The organism is Burkholderia sp. Bp9143, from assembly GCF_003853645.1.
Classification (GTDB): domain Bacteria; phylum Pseudomonadota; class Gammaproteobacteria; order Burkholderiales; family Burkholderiaceae; genus Burkholderia.
The window spans coordinates 1-23,698 of record NZ_QTPO01000009.1 but is presented as its reverse complement, the minus strand read 5'-3'; the positions used below and the strand labels follow the sequence as shown (position 1 = coordinate 23,698).

The window sequence follows — 23,698 nt, the reverse complement described above, 5'->3', positions numbered from 1 at the left end:
CGCGTCGCGGGTGGGGCGCGTCTTCAGCGCGGGTTGAGTATCGGTGCGGCCAATAAGGGTTTGCCCTCATCGGAAATCGCCGGAAAAAGCTTGCTCAAACGTCATGCTGTAAATACGATATATCACATATCACATGTGTCTGGCCTGGGTAAGGTGAGTCCGGACTGGCACGAAAAGCGTCAGCGGCGAACAGCAATCAACGATGGGAGATGTAGCATGAGCAAAGCACTCGACGGTGTGCGCATTCTCGATTTCACGCACGTGCAGTCGGGGCCGACCTGCACGCAACTGCTCGCGTGGTTCGGGGCGGACGTCATCAAGGTCGAACGCGCAGGCGCGGGCGACATCACGCGTGAACAACTGCGCGACGTTCCCGATGCCGACAGCTTGTACTTCACGATGCTCAACCACAACAAGCGTTCGGTGACGATCGACGCGAAGCACCCGGAAGGCAAGCTGGTGCTGGAAGCGCTGATCCGGAAGTGCGACGTGCTGGTGGAGAACTTCGCGCCGGGCGCGCTGGACCGGATGGGCTTCACGTGGGAGCACATCCAGGAACTGAATCCGCAGATGATCGTCGCGTCGGTGAAGGGCTTCGGTCCAGGGCCGTACGAGGACTGCAAGGTCTATGAGAACGTCGCGCAGTGCGTGGGCGGCGCGGCGTCGACGACGGGTTTCGACGACGGCCCACCGGTGGTGACAGGTGCTCAGATCGGCGACAGCGGCACGGGCCTGCATCTGGCGCTGGGCATCGTGACGGCGTTGTATCAGCGCACGATAACGGGCCGTGGGCAGAAGGTGCTCGCGGCGATGCAGGACGGCGTGCTGAACCTGTGCCGCGTGAAGTTGCGCGACCAGCAGCGTCTGGAGCGCACGGGCGTGATGAAGGAGTATCCGCAGTATCCGAACGGCGCATTCGGCGAGGCGGTGCCGCGGGCGGGCAATGCGTCAGGCGGCGGACAGCCGGGATGGATCCTGAAATGCAAGGGCTGGGAGCACGATCCGAACGCGTACATCTACTTCATTACGCAGGCGCCGGTGTGGGTGAAGATCTGTAACGTGATTGGCAGGGAAGAGTGGGCGACGGACCCGGAGTACGCCACGCCCGGCGCGCGGCTGCCGCGGTTGAAGGAGATCTTCGCGGAGATCGAGCGCTGGACGAAGACGAAGACGAAGTTGGATGCGATGGCGATCCTTAACCAGCACAACATTCCGTGCGGGCCGATCCTGTCGATGAAGGAGATCGCTGAAGACGAATCGCTGCGCAGGACGGGCACGATCGTCGAGGTCGATCATCCGGTGCGGGGCAAGTACCTGACGGTTGGAAACCCGATCAAGCTGTCCGACAGCCCGACGGAGGTAACGCGCTCGCCATTGCTCGGCGAGCATACGGACGAGGTGATGGTCGAACTCGGCTATTCGCCGGCACAGATCGACGCGCTCAGAGCGTGCGGTGCGATCTGAACGAGCAAGCGAACGAACAGCCGAGGACTGAAGCTCCCGACTGGAGGCGAAGGCCATGGCCGATCGCTTCGCCGTGCACTTCCGTGTGCCGTGGAAAGGCGTGTCAACGGCGCGAGCGCGGTGGGCGCGCACAAGACGGCGATGCTGCAGGATCTCGAGGCCGGACGTATGATGGAAATTGATTCACCGCTGCTGATGGTGGTGCAGGAGATTGCGCTTGCGGGCGGAAAAAAGCGTAATATCGATCGGACCCTCCCGTAATCGCGGCTCCGCACCGAATATCCGTGCTTTGGAGTTGTTGTGGTGCTTGAACAACAGTATCTGATATACTAAATACAAGATGCTTGATTCATGTCGCGACGCAGCATATGATTGAGTCATTCAATCATCAATTGGCTGGAGCAACTCATGGATCTCGTGTCGCTTGCAATCTTTGCCGTCGCTCTCGTGGGCCTGGGTTCGGCCGCAACCGTGCTGTTGACCTCTTGGGTGCCGCTGCATGTCGCCGAACTTGCGTCGAAGCACGGCCGTTATGTCGGTCTCGAAGCCGCAACCGGGCATGAGGCCATGCCGAACGACGCGCGCGTTGGAGCAGTGATGGGCGCAATCGGCTCGTCGAACTAAGCGAACCTGGTAGTGAATACTCCTGTTCTGAACCTGCCTCTGGCGCTGCATCCAATCGGGAATAGCGCCAGCCTCCGCGATCAGGCCTACGCGATGTTGCGCCAGGCCATCGCGGATGCCGACATTTACGCGTCGCGCGAAGAGATTCGTCTCGACGAGCGCGTGCTGAGCGAATCGCTCGGTGTGAGCCGCACGCCCGTTCGCGAGGCAATGACGCTGCTCGAGCAGGACGGTTTTCTGCGCATGGTTCCGCGGCGCGGCATCTACATCGTGCGCAAGAGCAAGCGTGAGATCGTCGAAATGATCCAGATGTGGGCCGCGCTCGAAAGCATGGCCGCACGTCTTGCCACGCAGCACGCAACTGACGAAGAGATCGCGAAACTGCGCCACATGTTCGACCAGTTCCGTGACTCGACGCCTGCCGAGCATATCACCGAGTACTCGGATGCGAACATCGCGTTCCATCAGGCGATTGTCGAACTGTCGAAGTCGCAGATCATTCTTGACACGATCAAGAACATCTTCATTCATGTGCGCGCAATTCGCCGCATGACGATTTCTCAGAGCGACCGCGCGTCGCGGTCGATCGTCGACCATTTGCGGATCATCGAGGCGCTGGAAAAGCGCGATACCGAACTGGCGGAGCGTCTGGTGCGCGATCACTCGCTCGGGCTTGCCGCGTTTGTCGAGTCAAATTGCGATTTTCTCGACTGAGCGCTCTGCGCTCCGTCAACCCCCCGTTGAAGCCGAAGGCCGGCAGACCCGAAGGTCCGCCGGCTTTTTTTATCGCCTGACGGGCCGCATCGTCCGGCGCGCTCGTCAGGCGATGAAGCCGGCCACCGGGCTTCTTTGTGCGCGCGCGTCCTTCGGACGCTGCGCCAAATCTTCCGCTTTGACGGCTTGGGCGCCGAAGTTGCATTCGCAAGGCCCGATGGGAAAGGGGCTGAAGTGTTCTCCGGGACTCCCCCAAGTGTGGGTGAAAGCACTTGCGAGGATCTGTTATATCACATACTGTATTGAGTGTCGGTTCCAGTGCGCAACAGGCACCTGACAGCGGGCAACCCGATCAAGCTGACGGACAGTCCGACGTAGGTGACGCGCGTTCGCCCGTGCTCGACGAGCACACGGATGAAGTGATGGCAGAACTCGGCTATTCGCCGATCGACGCGCTCAGAGCGCGCGGCGCGATCCGAGCGAGTAACGGAACGCAACAACAGCGAATGCACGAAGCGAGGAGGAGGTTGCATGCCGGACTGGGCTAGCTTCATCACGTGGTCGGGGCTTGAGCGCCTGGAACTTTGTGTGTTTGTTTTCGCGGGCGCGTTGGTGATTGCGATAACGGCAATAGTGCTCGTCAACCGGCTGACGCATGGCAGGCGAAACATGCGGCAAGGTGCACCCGGCGACAAGGTCATCGATATGGTCGCGCTCGGATTGTGTGTCTGGATTGGTTATGCTTTCGTCAACGAGCCTGCGCAAACGCCTGGAATCGTAGCGCTGTTCGCGGTGAGCCTGCTGGCCGCCGCGTTGGGCGCGCATGTGATGCTGACCATGCATGAGCATCACGCGCGCGCGCCCGCGCATTGCGGCATGTCACCACGACGCAGCGCGACGTTGCGCCTCGCGTGGGACGGCGATCCTTCGCATCTGCAGCCTGCAGACGATTTCACGCAGCACTGGACGTGGTCGATCAATCCGCGCCGTGCACAGCCGCGCTGCGCATCCTCTGCGCGGAACGCGCAAATGACACATGCAACGATGCGCGTGCGTAGCCGCCAACGCCATCAGGCAAAGCGACGCTGACGAAACACATAGCGGCAACTGCGTCGCGAACCATCAGGTTCGCGAGCGCGGAGGTCGAGAGAATCACGAATGAACTGCAATTGTGCGTCATCGAGCCATGGGCTCGCGATAGAGCTGGTTTTTCCGGTCGAAAATCAGTTGCACGAGAAAAGCGGCGTCATAGGCGCTGAGCAGATGCGAATGAAAGCGCTCGATGTAGGCCGTAATTCGTGCAGGTTCATTGCTGACGCCGTCGAAGAAATCGAGCGTGTCCTGGGTCCAGCGAAAGCGTAAGCCCAGATCGCTGAACGCGGCGTTATAGGCGCTCAACAACGCTTCATTGTGCAAATCGGCAGATTGATTCATCGCGATATCCCAAGCGGTCGAGTGATGTGGCTCGGAAGAAGCATAGAGGTCGCGGTGAAGACACAATAATTAAATTTTCATTGGCATTCCATAGCGTGTCATCTATGGACAGTCAATTGATTCACGTGCGTGATCTGCTCGATCAGATCAGCACCTTCTTCCAGCAAAAAGCGCTTGAACGCAACCGCCACAGGCGGCAGCCGCTTGTTCTTGCGATGAACGACATACCAGTTGAGCATCACCGGAAAGCCTTCGACATCGAGCACGGCGAGATGCCCGAGCTGCAATTCGAGGCTGATGGTATGTGCGGACAGAAACGCGATGCCCATGCCTGCAATCACGGCCTGCTTGATCGTCTCCGTGCTCTTGATCTCCATCGCGATGTTGAGGTTCGTGAGGCGCCCCGCAAAGCCCTCTTCCATCGAATTCCACGTGTCCGAGCCACGTTCGCGCACGACGAACGCTTCGCTCGCGAGCTGGCTGATCTTGATGTTGCGCTTGCTGGCAAGTGGATGCGTGGGCGCTGCCACAATCACATACGGATGCGGCGCGAACGCCTCGTTGATCGAATCCATTTCTTGTGGCGGCCGCACCATTACCGCGAGATCGGTCTGATTGGTTGCCAGCTGGTGCAGCAGTTCCTCGCGGTTGTGCACTGCAAGGTTCAGTTCGACACCCGTATAGCGTCGCGTGAATTCGGCGAGCAGCCGCGGAAAGAAGTAGTCGCCCGCGCTGATGGCCGCGACGTTCAGCTTGCCGCCCGAGATGCCTTTCAACTGGCCCATCGCTTCATCCACTTCATGAAACTGCTGAATGATCGCTCGGCTGTAGTGGAGCATTTCCGTGCCCGCTGGCGTCAGATAGATCTTTTTCCCGAGCTGTTCGAAGAGCGGCAGGCCAGCGTGCTCCTCGAGTTGCTTGACCTGGGTGGAGACGGCGGGCTGCGTGAGGTGCAGTTCCTCGGCCGCGCGCGAGAAGCTGAGGTGCCGCGCCACCGTCTCGAACACTTTCAGCTGGCGCAGGGTGGCGTTACGCATCGTCATGGTGGATGTATAAGCGAAGATGAATCCTCATGGTAACAAACTTTAATTATCGGTAATTCAGCAGAGACCCTAGGATGAATTCTGCAATGGACGATAGAGCGCGTGAGTATCGGGTTAACGCTGAAAAAAAGCCCTGCGGTGAAATCGAGAAAAAATGACCTGCAAGCGTCTATTCGTCCGAGCAATGAACCGGTAAATCAGATTAAAGGCTTTTATAAAGAAGCGCTTGAACTTGCGTTGCGAAATACACCCGACGCGGTCCGATCGGGACGCAACGATAAGGCGGCATGCATACAGACCGGCTTTTTGGTCGGCTACCCTAAATATAGATGGCGGAGACAGGTACATGAACAGCATTTCTCAGCAAGCACCGGTAGCGTTTTGGCGCAGCCGCTGGTGGCAGCTAGCATTCGGCATCCTGTGTATGGCGCTCGTCGCCAACCTGCAATATGCGTGGACGTTGTTCGTCGCGCCGATGAGTGCAAAGCATCATTGGGGGCAAGCTGAAGTTCAGCTCGCATTCTCGATCTTCATTCTCACCGAGACGTGGCTGGTACCGGTGGAAGGGTGGCTCGTCGACCGCTTCGGTCCGAAGCCTGTCGTGGCGGGCGGTGCGATCTGCGTAGGGCTTGCGTGGGTGATGAACTCGTTTGCGACGACGCTTCCCGAACTCTATATAGCGTCCGTCATCGCCGGTATCGGTGCGGGCGGCGTGTATGGCACCTGCGTCGGCAACGCGCTCAAGTGGTTTCCGGACAAGCGCGGCCTCGCCGCAGGCCTGACGGCGGCGGGCTTCGGCGCGGGCGCGGCGGTCACAGTGATTCCGATCGCAAACATGATTACGCGCTCAGGTTACGAGCACACGTTCCTGTTCTTCGGCATTCTGCAAGGTGTGTGCATTTTCCTGCTCGCGTTGATGCTGAGAAAGCCCGACACCGCAAAAGCGCCGCCTGCCAAGCGCAAATTCGCTGTCACGAAAACGGACTATACGCCGGGTCAGATGATCAAGGCGCCGGTGTTCTGGGTGATCTACGCGTCGTTTGTCGCGGTGGCGGCAGGTGGCCTGATGGCGACGGCGCAACTTGGTCCGATTGCCAAGGACTGGGGGCTCGCCAAGTTACCGATGAGTCTCTTCGGCATGACGCTGCCGCTGCTCACGATGACGCTGTCGATCGACAACATCTGCAACGGCTTCACGCGTCCGCTGTGCGGCTTCATTTCCGACAAGATCGGCCGAGAAAACACGATGTTCGCGATCTTTATCGGTGAAGGGCTTGCGCTGCTGGGCTTGATGCAATATGGCCAGAACCCCTATGCGTTCATGACATTCGCAGCACTGATCTTCCTGTTCTGGGGCGAGATCTTCTCGATCTTCCCGGCGCTTTGCGCCGATACGTTCGGCAGCAAGTACGCCGCGGCGAACGCGGGCACGCTTTATACGGCGAAGGGTACGGCGTCGCTCGTCGTGCCGATCGCTTCGGTGCTCGCCACGACGGGCGGGTGGAATCTCGTGTTCATCGTGTCGGCGGTAATCACGATTGGGGCAGGCGTGTCGGCGAAATTCATTCTCGCGCCGATGCGCGCACGCTGGATCGCTTCAACGAATGAGAAGTGTGACGAACGCGTGCCGGAACTCGCGGCAAGCGGACCAGGCCTGCGTCACTGGCCGGAACAGACTGGCGAATAAAGTTCGCATCAGCGAGTGTGGACCTGAACACATGAACGTAACGCTGCAGCAATTGAAGGTGTTCATCGCCGTCGCGCGCCAGCGGAGTTTCACTCGCGCGGCGCGCGAGTTCGATTTGACACAGTCGGCCGCGAGCCGGTGCGTGCGCGAACTCGAAGAGGCTATCGCACTGCGCCTCTTCGATCGCACCACGCGTCAGGTAGAGCTGACCACAGCGGGCTCCCGGCTCGAACGACGCATCGGGCATCTGATCGAAGAATTCGAAATGACGCTGCGCGACGTGCGAGCCGCACTTGAAGAACCTACGGGGTTCGTCGTCTTCGCGTGCGATTCCATGCTCTCGTCGGGCGGGTTGCCCGAGTGGCTTACGCGTTGTGCTGCGGCTTTCCCTGGTCTGATCGTCACCGCGAAGGAACAGCCGCAACACGCGGTACTCGCCGCTGTCGAGCAGGACGCAGTCGATTTCGGCGTCCTGTGCGATGCAAACTTCGCAGGCACCGACGCCTTTCATGCGCAAGCTCTGGCCTCGACGCCGCTTTGTGCCGTATTGCCGCATGCGCATCCGCTCGCATCCGGCGCCGCGCTGTGCTGGGACGCATTGCGCGACACGCCGCTCGTCACGCTCAACGCAGAAGCCGGCACGCGCAATATGACGGAGCGCACGCTCAATACGCATCGCGTCGGCGCGCAACGCACCAACGAGTGCGCGCATGTCGCCACCGCATTGCGCATGATCGAACTGGGCCTCGGCATCGGCGTGCTGCCCATCGACACACGTGCGTCGACTCTGCCGTCATCGCTCGTCGCACGTCCGCTCGTGCCGGAAGTATCGGTGACGACCATGCTCGTGCGCCGCCGCCACCGCTCGCTGCGTCCCAATGCCGACGCTGTGTGGTCGCTGCTTGCCGACGGGAATTCCCAGGCCCCGCGCAGCGGCGCGCGCCAGACGCAACGCAGCACCTGCAATCCGATACGACAGGAAGCAGCAGACGAACTGATGCCGCTCGTCCCCCGATGACGACGCATTGATGCGAGCGTCGTAAGCGCGGACAGGCGCGGTTCTGCCAACGGTTCGAGACGCACAATATCGCCATTCGCAATGTGTACGCGATCGACACTGATGCGATCTCAGGCGACATGACCTCCTTATCGACGGAAAGCGGCGAGCGCCCGGCACGGGCGAATACTCTGCCATTCTAAACACCGCCACGGAAGAACCGATTGAGATCGTCGCGCTGAATGCGCGGAGCGGCATATGCACGGCGGAGCGCGGACTCATCCTGATGCGATTCTCCGAACTTTTGCGCAAGTGCCGGGATGCAATCGTTGCGCTCGAGCGTCTCGACGCAGGCAAGCCCCTTGCGGCCGCCATTCGCCAGGATGTACCCGCCGCCATCGGCACGCTCGCCCACTACGCGGGGCTGGTGCGACAAGATCAACGGCCAAGTGGTGCTCGTGCATCCCGATGCGCTCACGTACACGATGCGCAAGCCCGTTTTCGTGGTCGGGGCGATTGTCGAACTTCGGATTCGGCGAGTAGGGCGCCGCGTTCCCCGACAACCACGTCCTCACTGGCGTCATGGCGGCGATCATCCCCGGCGCCATGACGCCTACCCGCAATGGCTGACTGCCTGCCGGCGGCCTGCGCATGTGTCGGGGTCAATGGGGATTGCTACTTCTTCATCGTAGGGGACCTGGTATGGGAGAGGTGCCGGTTGCCCGACACCTCTCCCACAGATCCCGGCGTGCGGCTTTCCCGCAGCGGCGCTTGTCGAAGGTCAAATGCAATTGTGGGTGTCGATACCATCCACGACCCGCTGGTTCGCAATTGCGCTGACATGCTGGTTCCGGCACGACCTTTTCGTACGTGATGTGACCTGCGATCGCGCCAGTTTTGCCTGGCGCGCCACCACCTGTTTGCTGCCGGTCTCCCGGCGCGCTCAGAACTTGTAGTCGACACCCACGGAGAGGGCCATCTGGTGCCCGCCGGCGTAGCAGAAAGGCGCACCCGCCGAGACGGAACTGCCGTCGTGGCAGTCGTAAGTGACACTTCTACCGCCCGCGCCGATCGCATAGTGTGCATTGGCCTGGTTGATCACCAACGCGTAGTTGGCATAGACCGACAAATGCTTGTCGAACGCGTGTCGATACAGGAATGCGAACATGTTGGCGGCATTCGACGGATTGGGAATCCCGAGCGCGTTGGGATCCGCCGGCGCTGTGTTGTGTTGGCCGGGGTCGCCGGGCGAGCGACCAGCATGGGCCCAACCGATACTCGCGGAGTCTGCCGATGTGATGGCCTGCGTCACCGAAATCCAGAACCCGTTTCGGCTACGTTCGTTCTGTGTCTCGAGATAGGAAGGGATTTTCCGGCGCATCCATTCGTAGATGCCGTTGATCGTGGTGCCCGTCGGAAACGCATATTGCGCACCGACCTTGAGCGCCCATTCGTTGCCCACGTCATTGGGATCGGTGCCGTCAGCGGACGCGGCGGCGGCTGGCGTGTTGGTGACGTCCCCGGACCGATTGACGCTGCGGTGCAATTCATACGCCGCAGTAACGTAGAGAGGGCCGCGCGTGTATGCGATGTTCGCGCTGTACGCCGATCCAAAGCTGCCGTCGTTACAGGCGACAGGGCCGCCGCCGCTGCCGGGTATGTTGCCGCCGGTACAGTTGGATTCGCCTGCGGCTTGGGTCGAATTCTCGAATCCGCGATTCTGACCGGGGGAAACGAGCGCATTGAACGTGAAACCGTTGAAATTCGGAGACTCGTACCAGATCGCATGATCGAGGCGTGTGCCGAACTCCACACGATTGTCGCCACCCGTGTTGCCCATGATGGTCGCGTAATCGCCGGGCATGCCGGAGAACGGGTTCATGCGTTGCGTCGAGGTCTTGTATGGCGCGTCGGTTTTACCAATTTTCAGCGCGCCCCAAGACGGGGACGACAAGCCGAGGAAGCTGTTTCTCGAAGTCAACGCGCCTTTCACCGTCGAGTCCTGCGCGGAGTTCGAGTTGGCCGTGCCCGCCGTCGCGGAGACGTCGATCTGCGTTTCCAACTGGTAGACGAACGCGAATGGCAACGACCCGATGTTATGTTTTCCACGCACGCCGAGATACGACAGGTTCGATGAAATGTCCGGCTGCCAGCCCATATTGCCTTGCGGAAAGACTCTAGTGCCATCGGGGCGCACGTAAGAGCTTTTCAGGCCTTTGGTTGCGTAGTCAGCGGAAAGATTCAGGTCTCCATAGAATTCCATGTTGCCGAGGGCGGTCAGGATTTCCTTGAGACGCGAGGGCATGCCGTTGCCCCAGCTCGAACCGCTCGCCTCGGCGGCCGTGCTCGACGCGGCCGCGGGCGCTTCAGCATAGGTGACTCCGGACCGCACGGGTGAATGCGATGCGTCTGCATTTTGCACAGAGGACTGCTTCTGATTCTGTAGTGCGCTTTGAGTGCCTGGTCTGGAGCGGTTCGTGGTCAGTTCGTCTAGCCGCTTGCTTATGATTGCAAGTTCCTGGCGTAGCTCCTGAACCTCCATCGTTTGTGAGTCAGGGAGGGCCTGGGCGTAGGCGCGACCGCATCCTCCAGTGGTCAAACCTGCAAGCAAGAGGATGCCTTCACCTACAGATAGGCGAGTAACCAGTTTCATGTATTGTCTCCAGACCTGATATTTATTTAGGCCTACTGTGTAATAATTTAGAAAGAGACGAATCCGTGAAACCAGGGCGTCTCTTCATGATGGGCTAATGCAGGGAAGACTCTACGGACGAGGTCCAAAGAAGGAAATTAAATCTTTCTTATGGTAACGATCACTTTTGACATCTGTGTCGCCCGGGTTGGGGGGGAGGCTCCAACCGGAGCAGCCCCCTGAAACACCGGACATGGCCACTCACTTAAACTAGTGGGTAGGCATAAGACTGTGTTTTTGACTAACACCACGTGGCGCGATGGCCGTCAATCGCGGCAGACCGACGATGCGAGCGTGGTCGAAGAAATCCGCCGAGTCGTCGGCGATTTGCCCAGCTATGGCTATCGCCGGGTGTGGGGCTCGCCGCGCAATGAACGCATTGCTGCCGGACAGGTTCCGTTCAATGCGAAGCGCATCTATCGCATCATGCACACGCATGGTCTGCTGATGCAACGTCGTCCAACTCCACCAACCCTCGAGGGAATGAAGCCACGCTCAGACAGAGCAAGTTTCTCCCCGCTACTATCTTCACGCCCCGATAGTTGGGGCTTTTGCCAGCCAGGCCCGGCATGATTCTCGCCCCCAGTCGCAGTCATGATCCGAATTGGTAAGGACCTCCCCGATCGCCAGATCGGCATCGTCGGGTGCTGGCCGAGTTCGGCGTGCTCCTGCCGCAAGGCATTGACTCGTTGGCAAGCAATTCGGCGAGCGCGTCGAGGACGGAAGCAACGAGCTGGCTGGGCCGGCGCGCCAGGCGTTAATGCGTGGCTGCACGTAATGGCAGTCGCTGGATAAGCAAATTTCGTGGCTTGAAAGGCAGATCGCGGAACACGCCGCTCACGACCCGCAAGCCCAACGTTGCATGGGCGTATGCGGCGTCGGCCGGCTGACGGCATCGGCTGCAGTAGCAACGGTGGTCGACGCGCGGCAATTCAAGAACGGCCGGCAGATGGCCGCATGGTTGGGCATCGTGCCCAAACAGAACAGCAGCGGCGGCAAGTCTGGGCTCGGGCGCATCACAAAACAAGGGGACGCCTATCTGAGAACCCTGCTGTTTCAGGGCGCACGCTCTGCGGTCCTGACGGCCCACCGACGCAACGACCGACTCTCGCGCTGGATCGTCCAGTCGCGGGCACGCGTTGGGTTTTAAGGCTCTGATCGCGGTGGCCAACAAGCGCGCACGAATTCTGTGGGCCGGACTGGCCAGGGGCGCGCAGTTCGATCCGTCTTACACGCCCGTCCGTACGAGAATGGCGACGGATTCCTGAAGTCCCGCGAAAGCAGAAGGCTTGCAGCTCGGCATGAATTGACTTGGTAGTCGAAGACGCAACAGGTAAGGATAGCGAAAGGTCCGGCCGGCCGCGGGCGAACTCGAATACCTCTCAGGCGCTACATCGCAATGTATTCGCCGTGATCCGGATGGAGTCCTGCAGCGCGGTCACTATCCGGGGCCCGGGCAAAGGCATAGGGGGGGCCGAGGTTCGAGAGCGGGCGGTTTGCATGGAGCGGGAATGGAAGGCCTGGCTCCGAGCTGCCCAACGCGAACAGGCTGAACAGTTGCGCCGTGTTCTTGGCCACGCCCTTCTTGGCTGCACTTTCCGGTCCACATGCCCCCACAGCACGGTCCTTCTATAAATCCTTTTGATATGTGATATGCAATGTTTAAAACGCAAATAAAAAAGGGGCGTATACCAACTGCGATCCGCCGGATGAGGATCGCGCAGAGTGACTGCGAGGCGTGCCCGATGTCCGCCGACCGCATACACATCAACAAGGCCTTTCCTGACTGGCTCCGCAACGGCGGGCCCGCGAGGCGGGTTCCGCCGCGCGGGCTCCTGGCGCGGCTCAAAATAGCTGTTGACACATTCAATATGTGATATACCATATACCAACAAGACCACCATTTGCCCCCAGGAGACATGACATGGCAGAAGTCGTTGGGACCACTCCAGTGGAAACCCGCCCGGCACAAGAAGCCGCATCGATGACCGATGGATTCCATCTCGTCATCGACGCGTTGAAGATGAACGACATCGAGACGATCTACGGTTTGCCAGGCATTCCGATCACCGATCTCGCACGGCTCGCGCAGGCCGAAGGCCTGCGCGTGATCAGCTTTCGTCATGAGCAGAACGCAGGCCACGCAGCTGCGGCCGCGGGCTACCTGACGCAGAAGCCCGGGGTGTGCCTGACCGTCTCGGCCCCCGGCTTCCTCAACGGCCTCACGGCGCTGGCCAATGCGACGACGAACTGCTTCCCGATGATTCTCATCAGTGGCTCGAGCGAACGCGAGATCGTCGATCTGCAGCAGGGTGACTATGAGGAGATGGATCAGCTCAACATCGCGAAGCCGCACGCGAAGGCGGCGTTCCGTGTGCTGCACGTGGAGGACATCGGCATCGGGATCGCGCGCGCGATCCGCGCGGCGGTGTCGGGCCGCCCCGGCGGCGTCTATCTCGATCTGCCGGCCAAGCTGCTGTCGCAGGCGATGGAAACCGAGAAGGCGCGCCGCTCGCTGGTGCGTGTGATCGACGCGGCGCCGCGCCAGCTGCCCGCACCGGATTCGGTGCAGCGTGCGCTCGAAGTGCTGAAGCGCGCAAAGCGTCCGCTCATCCTGCTGGGCAAGGGGGCGGCATATTCGCGCGCCGACGGCGAAATCCGCGCACTCGTCGAGAAAACGGGTATTCCGTTCCTGCCGATGTCGATGGCGAAGGGCCTGCTGCCCGACACGCATCCGCAATCGGCTGCGGCCGCGCGCTCGTATGTGCTCGCCGAGTGCGACACCGTGCTACTCATCGGCGCGCGCCTCAACTGGCTGCTCGCTCACGGCAAGGGCAAGACCTGGGGCGGCACGCCGAAGCAAATCGTGCAGATCGACATCTCGCCGACCGAGATGGACAGCAACGTACAGATCGCGGCCCCCGTCGTCGGGGATATCCACTCATGCGTGAAGGCGCTCCTCGACGGTGTCGCGACCGGCTTTCCGAAACCGAGCGATGAATGGCTCGAGGCTGTCGCCGGGCGAAGGAACAAGAACCTCGCGAAGATGGCAGAGACGCTCGCGAAGAACCCGTCGCCGATGAGCTTCCACAGCGCGCTGCGAGTGTTGCGCGACATCGTGAAGGCGAACCCGTCGATGACGGTCGTCAACGAAGGCGCGAACACGCTCGACTACGGCCGCGCCGTGATCGACATGTACGAACCGCGCAAGCGTCTCGATTGCGGGACGTGGGGAATCATGGGTATCGGCATGGGCTTTGCGGTCGCCGCGGCGGTCGAGACCGGCAAGCCGGTGCTCGCGATCGAGGGCGATAGCGCGTTCGGCTTCTGCGGCATGGAGATCGAGACGATCTGCCGCTATAACCTGCCCGTCTGCACGGTCATCTTCAACAATAACGGCGTCTATCGCGGCACGGACGTTAACCCGTCGGGGGGCGCCGACGTCGCGCCGACGGTGTTCGTCAAGGGTGCGCGCTACGACAAGATGATGGAGGCCTTCGGTGGCATCGGCCATCACGTCACGACGCCGGAGGAGCTCGAAAAGGCGGTGACGGAGGCGATCCGATCGGGCAAGCCGACCCTTGTCAATGCGGTCATCGACGAAGCAGCCGGCACTGAAAGCGGCCGCCTGACGAATCTCAATCCCCAAAGCGCGGCGATGAAGAAGTAATCCATCCGGGTAACCTATCAGGAGAAAAGACGTGAGCAATCCCCTCGACGGCATCAAGATCATCGATTTCACGCACGTGCAGGCGGGCCCGGCGTGCACGCAGCTTCTGGCCTGGTTCGGCGCCGATGTGATCAAGGTCGAACGCCCCGGCTCGGGCGACGTGACGCGCAACCAGTTGCGCGACATTCCGGAAGCGGACGCGCTGTACTTCACGATGCTCAACAGTAACAAGCGCTCGCTGAGCCTCAACACGAAAACGCAGGAGGGCAAGGAGGTGCTCGAAAAGCTGATCCGCCAGTCGGACGTGCTCGTCGAGAACTTCGGCCCCGGCGCACTCGACAGAATGGGTTTCTCGTGGGAGCGCATCAGTGAGCTAAACCCGAAGATGATTGTTGCGTCGGTCAAGGGCTTCAGCGACGGGCACCACTACTCGGACCTGAAGGTCTACGAGAACGTCGCGCAGTGCGCGGGCGGCGCCGCATCGACGACGGGTTTCTGGGACGGTCCGCCGACCGTGAGCGCGGCCGCGCTCGGCGACAGCAACACGGGCATGCACCTCGCGATCGGCATCCTGACTGCGTTGATCGGCCGCGACAAGACGGGTAAGGGCCAGAAGGTTGCCGTGTCGATGCAGGATGCGGTGCTGAACCTCTGCCGCGTGAAGTTGCGCGATCAGCAGCGCCTCGACCGCGTCGGCCATCTGGAGGAGTATCCGCAATACCCGCACGGCACGTTCAGCGACGTCGTGCCGCGCGGCGGCAACGCGGGCGGAGGCGGCCAGCCGGGCTGGGTGCTCAAGTGCAAGGGTTGGGAGAGCGATCCGAACGCCTACATCTACTTCACCGTGCAGGACCATGCATGGGAGCCGATCTGCCGCGCGATCGGCAAGCCAGAGTGGATTGACGATCCCGCGTACAACACCCCACGCGCACGCCAGCCGCACATCTTCGACATCTTCAAGACGATCGAGGACTGGCTCGCGAACAAGACCAAGTTCGAGGCCGTCGATATCCTGCGAGAGTTCGACATTCCGTGCTCGCCCGTGCTCAGCATGAAGGAGCTCGCCGCGGACGAGTCGCTGCGCAAGAGCGGCTCGATTGTCGAGGTCGATCATCCGGTGCGCGGCAAGTACCTGACGGTCGGCAGTCCGATCAAGTTCTCCGATCTGAAGCCGGAAATCACGTCGTCGCCGCTACTCGGCGAGCATACGGAGGATATCTTGCTCGGCCTCGGCTATAGCAAGGAGCAGATCTTCCAGTTGCGCGAGACGAAGACGGTCTGATCGTCCGCCCGCCGCTTGACTTCGCGGCGGGCGACATCGCGGGCGCCGGCGAAGTGATTCGCGACAAAACAAGCCGCTTTCAGGAAGTGCGGAGTTTGCGCAAGAGACTTACCGAACTGGAGGCTCGCGTCGGGGTCTGATGCCGCGTGCTGCAGAGTGGAGCAGGCGCGGCGCGGCGATCGACGAGAGATCGAGCGAAAGAAGGGGACATGCGATGCATGTGGAATTCCTGGGACCATATCGGTTCGAACTGTTTGCGATGCAGCTCATCGAGAACGGCGGATGGACCGCGTATGCGGCGGTCCGCGGCGCCGAAGACGAAGGCGAGATGCAGATGAGCCCGCTGCCGTATCGGCGCGTCGACGACGACGCCGTGTTCGAGAGCGAGGCCGCGGCACTTGCCGCCGCGCGGCGCGTTGCAGTCGCACTCGTGCGATTGGGCAACGCATCGACCTAGTCGCTGCGATCTTTTCTCACGATGCGGCATTCGCAAAATACATAGTAATACATATTAAATTGAGGCAGCCGGAATAGGGAGGCTGACCGACATGACAGGCCGGCACGCCAGAGCGGACGCGGCCCTGATGCAGACAAACAAGGTGGGGAGACAGGAAGTGAGCGAGACATTGAGTAGTGTGCGCACCCGCGATTTCGTACATGTGCTGTCCGGCGCGTACCGCGCGCAGCATCTGCCCTCGTTCGGCGTGAATGTGATCACGGTAGAACGGACCGGCGCGGGCAATGTTTGAGCTTCACCCCGCTGGCCTGCAGAACTCGGCCCCACTCCGCGAAGAGCTGCTCGCCGGGCATACCGACGAGGTCGTGATAGCGCTCGGGTTCACGCCCGAAGACGTTGAGTATTTTCGGGTGCCTTGCGCGAAATGACCGTATGCGGAGTGGTCATCGCCTTTGCAGGGCTCTAGCACGCTGTATGCGAATTCCATTCTTAATCAATGATTCATACATCCAGGAGACCCCGATGACATCGTGGATACGCTTTCAGGCGGCGAACGGAAGTGTCGGCTTCGGCTTGCTCGAAGACGACTGCGTCGCCGAGTATCGAGGCGACATGTTCGGCGATGCCGAACCGACCGGTGCGCGCCACCCATTGGATGACGTCACGCGGTTGAGCCCGTGCATCCCGAGCAAGGTCATCGCATTGTGGAACAACTTCTACGCACTCGCCGCAAAGCTCGACAAGGCGCCGCCAACTCATCCGCTCTTTCTCATCAAGCCACCGATGTCCGTGATCGGGCCTGGCGAGCAGATTAGACGCCCTGCCAATTATCACGGCAAGGTTGCTTACGAGGGCGAGCTCGGGATCGTGATAGGAACGCGCTGTAGCAACGTGTCCGTCGAAGAGGCCGAGCAATACATCTTCGGCTACACGTGCATCAACGACGTCACGGCGATCGAACTCTTGAACGAGGATCCCAACTTCGTGCAATGGTGTCGCGCGAAAGGCTTCGACACGTTCAGTTGCATCGGACCCGCGATTCGATGCGACTTCGACTGGCGCGCTGCGAGGGTGACGACGCACGTCGACGATACCGAGCGGCAGAACTATCGGCTCGACGACATGATATTTTCGCCGGCCCAGCAGGTCAGCATGCTTTCGCATGACATGACGCTCATGCCCGGCGACGTCATAGCATGTGGAACGTCGTTAGGCGTCGGGTCCATCAAGGACGGCTCGACCGTGACGGTGTCGATCGATGAGATCGGCTCGCTCTCGAATGTCCTTTCCGCGAGAGGATGAGATGGCAACAACGATCGCAGTGCCGCGCGAGGTGCATGCAGGGGAACGCCGCGTCGCGGCGACGCCTCAATCGGTCGGCGAATTGATCAAGCTCGGGTATGCCGTGAACGTCGAGGCGGGCGCGGGTGCCGCCGCATCGTTCGATGACGACGCCTATCGTGCGGCAGGCGCGCAGATTGTCGCCGATTCGCGCGCGTTATGGGCTGGTGCCGATGTCGTCATCAAGGTGCGTCCGCCCGAGTGTCATCCTGCGCTTGCCGTCGATGAGGCGACGCTCGTCAAACCGGGCGCCACGCTAATCGGCTTCATCTGGCCGGCACAGAATCCCGCCTTGCTTCAGCAGTTCGCCGCTCGTGGCACGAACGTGCTGGCGATGGATTGCGTACCGCGCATCTCGCGCGCGCAAAAGCTTGATGCGCTGAGCTCGATGGCGAACATGGCCGGTTATCGCGCCGTCATCGAGGCCGCAAATCACTTCGGGCGCTTGTTTACCGGACAGATCACCGCGGCCGGAAAGATGCCGCCGGCGAAAGTGATGGTGATCGGTGCGGGCGTCGCAGGACTCGCCGCAATCGGCACCGCGCGAGGGCTTGGCGCTATCGTGCGTGCGTTTGATACGCGACCCGACGTCGAGGAGCAGGTGCAAAGCATGGGTGCGGAGTTCCTCACGGTCGATATCGAGGAGGAAGGCAGCGGCAGTGGCGGCTACGCGAAGCAAATGAGTGCGCGCTACATCGAAGCGGAAATGTTGCTCTTTGCAGAGCAGGCGAAGGAAATCGACGTCATCGTGACGACGGCGCTGATTCCCGGCAAGCCGGCACCGAAGCTCATTACGGCCGAGATGGTGGCGTCGATGCGCTCTGGCAGCGTGATCGTCGACATGGCGTCCGAGCAGGGCGGAAACTGCGAACTGACAAGACCTGGCGAGGTGGTTTCGGTGGGTGGCGTGACGATTATCGGCTACACCGATCTTCCGAGCCGCATGGCGACCCAGTCGAGCCAGCTCTATGCAACCAACATCCGTCATCTGCTGACCGATCTCACGCCAGGGAAAGACGGAGTCTTGCAAATCAACATCGATGACGATGTCATGCGCGGCGTGACCGTTGTCAACCGTGGGGCGATCACGTGGCCACCACCCGCGCCGAAGCAGCCTGCGATTGCGGCACATGCGCCGAAGCCGTCGAAGCAGGCCGCGAATCAGGAGAAGGCGCGCGGGCGGGAGGATTCGAGCCGCGGGCCCGGCGTGGGCAAATTCGCGCTCGTCGTCGTCGCTGCCATCGCATTGCTTGCGTTGGGCGCCGTCGCGCCTCCGTCGTTCGTTGCGCATCTGACGGTCTTCGTGCTGGCCGTGTTTGTCGGGTACCAGGTGGTCTGGAATGTGACGCCCGCGCTGCACACGCCGCTGATGAGCGTGACGAACGCGATCAGCGGCATCATCGTTATCGGCGCGTTGCTCCAGCTTGGAAGCTCAAAGCCGCTCGTTACGACGCTTGGCGGCGTTGCGCTCTTTATGGCATCGATTAACATCGCCGGCGGATTTCTCGTCACGCAGCGGATGTTGAAAATGTTCCAGCGCGATCAATCGGGAGAGTGAAATGTTGAACGGAATCGGCAGCGTTGCGTATCTCGGAGCGAGTACGCTGTTCGTCCTGAGCTTGCGCGGACTCAGTCATCCGCTCACGGCGCGCCGCGGCAATCTATACGGCATGTTCGGCATGTTGATCGCGGTAGCGGCGACGCTCTTGATCGCACCGGCTGTCAGTCTCGAAATCGTGCTCGTCTCATCCGCGGCGGGCGCAGCACTCGGTGCGCTGCTCGCCCGGCGTGTGGAGATGACGCAGATGCCTCAGCTGGTCGCGATCCTGCACAGCTTCGTGGGGCTCGCGGCTGTGATCACGGCCGTGAACAGCTATCTGGCGCCCGTCGCGGGACTCGATAGCGTGCAACGCACGATCCACGAGTGCGAGATCTATCTCGGCGCGTTGATCGGGATGGTGACGTTCGCGGGCTCGATCGTCGCTTGTCTGAAGCTGCAGGGCACGATTGGCGGCAAGCCGCTTGTCTTGCCGGGGCGTCACTTGCTCAATATCGTCGTCGTTGCGCTTTGTGTTGTGCTGGGCTACCGCTTCTTGAGCGCGTCTTCGAGTGAAGCCGGGCTATTCGCACTCTTGACGATGATCGTTCTCGCCATGGCGCTTGGCGTGCATCTGGTGATGGCAATTGGCGGGGCGGACATGCCCGTCGTCGTCTCGATGCTGAACAGCTACTCCGGATGGGCCGCCGCGGCAACGGGCTTCATGCTCGACAACGATCTGCTGATTACGACGGGGGCGCTTGTCGGGTCAAGTGGCGCGATTCTGAGCTACATCATGTGCCGTGCGATGAACCGCAGCTTCTTGTCCGTCATTCTTGGCGGGTTCGGCGCATCGAGCGGCGCTGGCGTGGCGCAAGTCGAGGGGGAGATTGTGTCGGCGAGCGTCGACGAAGTCGGCGCCATGCTGCGCGACGCGTCGGACGTCATCATCGTGCCCGGCTACGGCATGGCTGTCGCGCAGGCACAAGCGACGATCAGCGAAATCACGCGCAAGCTGCAGGCGTCAGGCGTGCGTGTGCGCTTCGGCATTCATCCTGTCGCCGGTCGACTTCCGGGGCACATGAACGTGCTGTTGGCTGAAGCGAAGGTACCGTATGACATCGTGCTCGAGATGGATGAAATCAATGACGATTTTGCTGGTGCGGACGTAGCGCTCGTGATTGGTGCGAACGACATCGTCAATCCCGGCGCACTCGAGGATCCGACCAGCCCGATTGCCGGAATGCCGGTGCTTGAAGTGTGGAAGGCGCGCACGGTGATCGTGTCCAAGCGCAGCATGGCCACCGGCTATGCCGGCGTGGAAAACCCGCTGTTCTATAAGGAAAACACACGGATGCTGTTCGGCGACGCGAAAGGAAGCGTCGACGCGCTGCTCAAGCAACTGGATGCTTGAGCGGCAGTGCGATGGCAATGGGGCTCCGTTGTCGCTGAGTCCAGGGCGGGGCGCGGCGTGGCCGGTTGGGTGCGCCGCCAGCTGTGTTGCCAACCATTCATTTCATACGAGTGATCGATCATGCTCCGTAGTCGTAAAGCCAAGATTGTTGCCACGCTGGGTCCCGCAACTTCCGATCTGCAGACGGTTACGAAGCTGTTTCGGGCCGGCGTGGATGTGTTCCGCCTGAATTTCAGCCACGGCTCGCACGAGGATCATCGGCGACGCCATGAGCTCGTGCGTGAGGTCGAACGTGCGACGGGCAGACCCATTTCGGTGCTGGCCGATATGCAAGGGCCGAAACTGCGCGTTGGCACGTTCGCTGCCGGCAAGGTTACGCTCGCAGCGGGCAGCCGCTTCGCGCTCGATCGCAACCCGGCCCACGGTGACGTCGGCCGCGTTCACTTGCCTCATCCTGAACTGTTCGAAGTGGTTGCGGCGGGACAGTCGCTTCTTCTCGACGACGGCAAACTGCGACTGGAAGTGATCGACAACGACGGCGAGTGCATCAGCACGTGCGTGACACACGGCGGAGTCTTGTCGGATCGCAAGGGGGTGAACGTTCCCGACACCCTATTGCCGATTCCCGTGCTGACCCGGAAAGATCGGGTCGATCTGGAATTTGCGTTGTCGCTCGGCGCCGACTGGATTGCGCTGTCGTTCGTGCAGCAACCGGAAGACCTGATCGATGCGCGCGCGCTCATCGGCGAGCGCGCGGGACTCATGGTCAAGCTCGAGAAACCCGCTGCGCTGGATCGGCTCGACGAGATCGTGAGCGCGGCTGATGCCGTGATGGTCGCGCGCGGCGACCTCGGCGTCGAGCTTCCCCCGGAGCGCGTGCCCGGCGTGCAGAAGCGCATTCTTCGCTCATGCCGTAGTCGTGGCAAGCCCGTGATCATCGCGACGCAGATGCTCGAATCGATGATATCTGCACCGGTACCCACGCGTGCCGAGGCATCGGACGTTGCGACGGCGATCTACGACGGCGCGGATGCCGTCATGCTGTCCGCGGAATCGGCCAGCGGCGGTTATCCCGTCGAGGCCGTCGAGATAATGGACCGGATCATCCAGGAGGTGGAGCGTGATCCCCTTTATCGGAGCCTGCTCGACGCACAGCACGAACTTCCTCTGCATACGCCCGGGGACGCGATCTGTGCGGCCCTTCGGGACGTCGCGCAGACAATCTCCGCGGTCGCCACGGTTACCTATACGACTTCCGGGCACACCAGCCTGCGGGCTGCTCGGCAGCGCCCGAGCGCCCCGATTCTGAGCATCACGCCGAAGCTGTCGACGGCGCGGCGGCTTGCGTTGGCGTGGGGCGTGCACTCCACGGTCAGCCCTGACGTCGAAACCGTTGACGAGATCGTGAGTGCCGCGTGCGGCATCGCTATGGGACAGGGCTTGGCCAGTTCCGGCGATCAGGTGGCTATCGTTGCCGGCATGCCCTTTGGCGAGCCGGGCAGCACTAACATGTTGCGGATTGCGAGAGTGTGACTCAATGTGGCGGACTGCTTCTTCGGCACGTCGCCCAGGGGCGCCATCAACGAAGTGCAAGACGATTTCGCCATTGCGGTATCCGTATATATAACGGATGTCTAACCGATACGATAAATATTATTAACTTTTATTAATGGATAGCATCGAGCACCATGTTTTACATCGTGCATGTCGATCTCCGGATGCGCTTGAGTGAGTGCGTTGCCCCGGACAGGGCAACAGGTAGGCAGAGCTTGTGTTGAGCAGGCGAATAAATCAACAGACGGAGACAGAAAACGTGACGCAAACCTACGCGGCCTTCAGCGGCTATACGTCTATGCGGCATAACCGTTGGGTCCAGCTGGCAGCAGGCATAGTCTGCATGGGTCTGATCGCCAACCTGCAGTACGCGTGGACCCTCTTTGTCGTCCCGATGGATGCCAGGCATCACTGGGGGCAGGCGGCCATTCAGTTGGCGTTTTCCATTTTTGTCGTCACCGAGACCTGGCTGGTACCTGTTGAAGGTTGGCTGGTCGACAGGTTCGGGCCCCGTCCGGTCGTGATCGGAGGCTCGATATGCGCGGCGCTGGGCTGGATTCTCGATGCGTACGCGCCGAGTTTGCCGGTGCTTTACGTTGCCGCTGTCATATCCGGCATCGGAGCAGGGTGCGTCTACGGAACCTGTGTGGGCACTGCGCTCAAGTGGTTTCCGGACAAGCGTGGCCTGGCCGCCGGCCTGACGGCCGCTGGATTCGGTGCCGGAGCAGCGCTGACCGTGATCCCGATATCCAGGATGATTCAGAGTTCCGGGTACGAGCATGCGTTTGTCTTCTTCGGCGTGCTCCAAGGCGTCTGCATCCTGCTTCTTGCGACGTTGCTCGTGCGTCCGAAGCCGCCGGCTCATGCTGCCGGTTTGAAGCGCGTCGTCGCAACCAAGACCGACTACACCGGAAAGCAGATGGTTCGCTCGCCGCTATTTTGGGTGATGTACGCGATGTTCGTCTGCGTCGCTTCGGGCGGCATCGTTGCGACCGCGCAAATCGGGCCGATCGCGAAGGAATATGGTTTTGCGGCAATGCCGGTGAGCGTGCTGAGCGTCACATTGCCGCTGCTGACGATGATGCTGTCGATCAACAATCTGTGCAATGGCTTCACACGCCCGATGTGCGGCTTCATCTCCGACCGGATCGGCCGTGAAAACACCATGTTCATCACCTTTACAGGTGAAGGCTTGGGGCTGCTGGGGCTGATGTATTTCGGACACAACCCCTACCTGTTCATGATGTGTTCCGCGCTCATTTTCCTTTGCTACGGGGACATCTTCTCGAACTTTCCGGCGACTTGCGCCGACACATTCGGTGCCAAATATGCTGCCGGCAACGCGGGCATGCTCTACACCGCAAAAGGGACGGCCGCCATTCTGGTGCCGGTCGCTTCGCTGCTGTCCATGCACGGCGGGTGGGGCGCGGTCTTTGTCTTCTTCGGGGCGATCTCGATGTTGGCGGGTCTGTCGGCGAAGTTCATTCTGTATCCGATGCGGCGCCGCTGGATTTTGAATTCCGGAAACGCGCTGTCAACGCGCATGCAGATGCCGCTTGGCGGGACGCACAATTGAGGGCGGCCGAAAGTGCGCTCGCGTATCGATCGCAGTGTCCGATAGGTAAGCGAAGTTTTCCCGAGGCCTGCTCCGCAGGAGGAGATCATGGTTCATCTCGATGAGTTGATTGAACGGCACGTCAGCTGCGGGCGTTCGCTCGTCGCGATCCTGCATGCGATCCAGGACGATGCAGGCTACGTGCCGGCAGGCTGCGTCGCACCGCTCGCGAA

Annotated in this window: 19 protein-coding genes and 5 pseudogenes; 21 read left to right on the top strand and 3 right to left on the bottom strand. The window is 61.0% G+C overall.

Translation table 11 applies throughout. The features are described 5' to 3' along the window. The first annotated feature begins 216 nt into the window (after positions 1–216). From frc (DIE23_RS08620) to DIE23_RS08595, 6 genes and pseudogenes are all read left to right on the top strand, one after another. A complete protein-coding gene (gene frc / locus DIE23_RS08620; RefSeq protein WP_124611732.1) occupies positions 217–1,464 on the top strand; it encodes a formyl-CoA transferase in 1,248 nt (415 codons plus the stop codon). A gap of 40 nt (positions 1,465–1,504) precedes the next feature. Beyond that, positions 1,505–1,725: pseudogene (locus DIE23_RS08615) on the top strand (ketopantoate reductase C-terminal domain-containing protein); the annotation flags it as partial. A 147-nt stretch (positions 1,726–1,872) separates the two neighbouring features. Further along, positions 1,873–2,088: a hypothetical protein gene (locus DIE23_RS08610; RefSeq protein ID WP_124611731.1), complete on the top strand. Its 216-nt coding sequence runs from the start codon at positions 1,873–1,875 to the stop codon at positions 2,086–2,088. A gap of 33 nt (positions 2,089–2,121) precedes the next feature. Next, positions 2,122–2,802, top strand: coding sequence for a GntR family transcriptional regulator (locus DIE23_RS08605; protein ID WP_124501300.1), 681 nt, complete (start codon positions 2,122–2,124; stop codon positions 2,800–2,802). A 306-nt stretch (positions 2,803–3,108) separates the two neighbouring features. Then, positions 3,109–3,278, top strand: a pseudogene (locus tag DIE23_RS40045) (formyl-CoA transferase); the annotation flags it as partial. A 55-nt stretch (positions 3,279–3,333) separates the two neighbouring features. Next, entirely contained in the window at positions 3,334–3,891 is a 558-nt protein-coding gene (locus tag DIE23_RS08595) for an NADP transhydrogenase subunit beta (protein ID WP_124611730.1), read from the top strand. A gap of 87 nt (positions 3,892–3,978) precedes the next feature. Here the strand turns inward: DIE23_RS08595 and DIE23_RS08590 are convergent, their stop codons facing one another. Together DIE23_RS08590 and DIE23_RS08585 are read right to left on the bottom strand one after the other, a co-directional pair. Then, positions 3,979–4,236, bottom strand: coding sequence for a hypothetical protein (locus DIE23_RS08590; protein WP_124611729.1), 258 nt, complete (start codon positions 4,234–4,236; stop codon positions 3,979–3,981). Positions 4,237–4,334: 98 nt separating this feature from the next. Beyond that, on the bottom strand, positions 4,335–5,279 hold the full coding sequence (locus tag DIE23_RS08585) for a LysR family transcriptional regulator (RefSeq protein ID WP_124611728.1): 945 nt from the start codon (positions 5,277–5,279) through the stop codon (positions 4,335–4,337). 346 nt (positions 5,280–5,625) lie between these two features. Between DIE23_RS08585 and oxlT (DIE23_RS08580) the strand changes: the two genes are divergently transcribed. The 3 genes and pseudogenes from oxlT (DIE23_RS08580) to DIE23_RS08570 all read left to right on the top strand — a co-directional run. Then, on the top strand, positions 5,626–6,966 hold the full coding sequence (oxlT, locus tag DIE23_RS08580; RefSeq protein ID WP_124611727.1) for an oxalate/formate MFS antiporter: 1,341 nt from the start codon (positions 5,626–5,628) through the stop codon (positions 6,964–6,966). Between the two features lie 31 nt (positions 6,967–6,997). Beyond that, a complete protein-coding gene (locus DIE23_RS08575; protein ID WP_260436002.1) occupies positions 6,998–7,984 on the top strand; it encodes a LysR family transcriptional regulator in 987 nt (328 codons plus the stop codon). Between the two features lie 130 nt (positions 7,985–8,114). Continuing rightward, positions 8,115–8,484: pseudogene (locus tag DIE23_RS08570) on the top strand (aldehyde dehydrogenase family protein); the annotation flags it as partial. Positions 8,485–8,906: 422 nt separating this feature from the next. Here the strand turns inward: DIE23_RS08570 and DIE23_RS08565 are convergent. Continuing rightward, on the bottom strand, positions 8,907–10,616 hold the full coding sequence (locus DIE23_RS08565; RefSeq protein WP_260436001.1) for a porin: 1,710 nt from the start codon (positions 10,614–10,616) through the stop codon (positions 8,907–8,909). A 288-nt stretch (positions 10,617–10,904) separates the two neighbouring features. Between DIE23_RS08565 and DIE23_RS08560 the strand changes: the two are divergent. From DIE23_RS08560 to DIE23_RS08505, 12 genes and pseudogenes are all read left to right on the top strand, one after another. Further along, positions 10,905–11,126, top strand: a pseudogene (locus DIE23_RS08560) (IS3 family transposase); the annotation flags it as partial. Positions 11,127–11,517: 391 nt separating this feature from the next. After that, on the top strand, positions 11,518–11,805 hold the full coding sequence (locus DIE23_RS08555) for a transposase (protein WP_124611726.1): 288 nt from the start codon (positions 11,518–11,520) through the stop codon (positions 11,803–11,805). Between the two features lie 774 nt (positions 11,806–12,579). After that, positions 12,580–14,325, top strand: coding sequence for an oxalyl-CoA decarboxylase (oxc, locus tag DIE23_RS08550; protein WP_124611725.1), 1,746 nt, complete (start codon positions 12,580–12,582; stop codon positions 14,323–14,325). A 31-nt stretch (positions 14,326–14,356) separates the two neighbouring features. Next, positions 14,357–15,607 (top strand): formyl-CoA transferase, encoded by a 1,251-nt coding sequence (gene frc / locus DIE23_RS08545; protein ID WP_124611724.1) that lies wholly within the window; start codon positions 14,357–14,359, stop codon positions 15,605–15,607. Positions 15,608–15,866: 259 nt separating this feature from the next. After that, complete coding sequence (locus tag DIE23_RS08535) at positions 15,867–16,064, top strand: hypothetical protein (RefSeq protein ID WP_260436000.1); 198 nt, start codon at positions 15,867–15,869, stop codon at positions 16,062–16,064. Positions 16,065–16,221: 157 nt separating this feature from the next. Further along, the gene (locus tag DIE23_RS40035) at positions 16,222–16,356 is read left to right on the top strand and encodes a hypothetical protein (RefSeq protein WP_260435999.1); all 135 of its coding nucleotides are present in this window, start codon (positions 16,222–16,224) and stop codon (positions 16,354–16,356) included. Between the two features lie 230 nt (positions 16,357–16,586). After that, complete coding sequence (locus DIE23_RS08530) at positions 16,587–17,366, top strand: fumarylacetoacetate hydrolase family protein (RefSeq protein ID WP_124611722.1); 780 nt, start codon at positions 16,587–16,589, stop codon at positions 17,364–17,366. Between the two features lies 1 nt (position 17,367). Beyond that, entirely contained in the window at positions 17,368–18,963 is a 1,596-nt protein-coding gene (locus DIE23_RS08525) for a Re/Si-specific NAD(P)(+) transhydrogenase subunit alpha (protein ID WP_124611721.1), read from the top strand. Position 18,964: 1 nt separating this feature from the next. Further along, positions 18,965–20,356, top strand: coding sequence for an NAD(P)(+) transhydrogenase (Re/Si-specific) subunit beta (locus tag DIE23_RS08520; protein ID WP_124611720.1), 1,392 nt, complete (start codon positions 18,965–18,967; stop codon positions 20,354–20,356). Positions 20,357–20,476: 120 nt separating this feature from the next. Beyond that, on the top strand, positions 20,477–21,889 hold the full coding sequence (pyk, locus tag DIE23_RS08515; protein WP_124501251.1) for a pyruvate kinase: 1,413 nt from the start codon (positions 20,477–20,479) through the stop codon (positions 21,887–21,889). Between the two features lie 319 nt (positions 21,890–22,208). Then, positions 22,209–23,486: an oxalate/formate MFS antiporter gene (oxlT, locus tag DIE23_RS08510; RefSeq protein WP_124611861.1), complete on the top strand. Its 1,278-nt coding sequence runs from the start codon at positions 22,209–22,211 to the stop codon at positions 23,484–23,486. An 87-nt stretch (positions 23,487–23,573) separates the two neighbouring features. Beyond that, a pseudogene (locus DIE23_RS08505) lies at positions 23,574–23,698 on the top strand (formate dehydrogenase); the annotation flags it as partial.

Bases quoted from the DNA above. Each gene is read 5' to 3' on its own strand.
- DIE23_RS08590 (WP_124611729.1), bottom strand. From the start codon at position 4,236: ATGAATCAATCTGCCGATTTGCACAATGAAGCGTTGTTGAGCGCCTAT.
- DIE23_RS08575 (WP_260436002.1), top strand. From the start codon at position 6,998: ATGAACGTAACGCTGCAGCAATTGAAGGTGTTCATCGCCGTCGCGCGC.
- frc (WP_124611732.1), top strand. From the start codon at position 217: ATGAGCAAAGCACTCGACGGTGTGCGCATTCTCGATTTCACGCACGTG.
- DIE23_RS08535 (WP_260436000.1), top strand. From the start codon at position 15,867: ATGCAGCTCATCGAGAACGGCGGATGGACCGCGTATGCGGCGGTCCGC.
- DIE23_RS08585 (WP_124611728.1), bottom strand. From the start codon at position 5,279: ATGACGATGCGTAACGCCACCCTGCGCCAGCTGAAAGTGTTCGAGACG.
- DIE23_RS08610 (WP_124611731.1), top strand. From the start codon at position 1,873: ATGGATCTCGTGTCGCTTGCAATCTTTGCCGTCGCTCTCGTGGGCCTG.
- DIE23_RS08565 (WP_260436001.1), bottom strand. From the start codon at position 10,616: ATGAAACTGGTTACTCGCCTATCTGTAGGTGAAGGCATCCTCTTGCTT.
- DIE23_RS08595 (WP_124611730.1), top strand. From the start codon at position 3,334: ATGCCGGACTGGGCTAGCTTCATCACGTGGTCGGGGCTTGAGCGCCTG.
- DIE23_RS08520 (WP_124611720.1), top strand. From the start codon at position 18,965: ATGTTGAACGGAATCGGCAGCGTTGCGTATCTCGGAGCGAGTACGCTG.
- DIE23_RS08525 (WP_124611721.1), top strand. From the start codon at position 17,368: ATGGCAACAACGATCGCAGTGCCGCGCGAGGTGCATGCAGGGGAACGC.
- pyk (WP_124501251.1), top strand. From the start codon at position 20,477: ATGCTCCGTAGTCGTAAAGCCAAGATTGTTGCCACGCTGGGTCCCGCA.
- oxlT (WP_124611727.1), top strand. From the start codon at position 5,626: ATGAACAGCATTTCTCAGCAAGCACCGGTAGCGTTTTGGCGCAGCCGC.
- DIE23_RS08530 (WP_124611722.1), top strand. From the start codon at position 16,587: ATGACATCGTGGATACGCTTTCAGGCGGCGAACGGAAGTGTCGGCTTC.
- oxc (WP_124611725.1), top strand. From the start codon at position 12,580: ATGGCAGAAGTCGTTGGGACCACTCCAGTGGAAACCCGCCCGGCACAA.
- DIE23_RS08555 (WP_124611726.1), top strand. From the start codon at position 11,518: ATGGGCGTATGCGGCGTCGGCCGGCTGACGGCATCGGCTGCAGTAGCA.
- oxlT (WP_124611861.1), top strand. From the start codon at position 22,209: ATGCGGCATAACCGTTGGGTCCAGCTGGCAGCAGGCATAGTCTGCATG.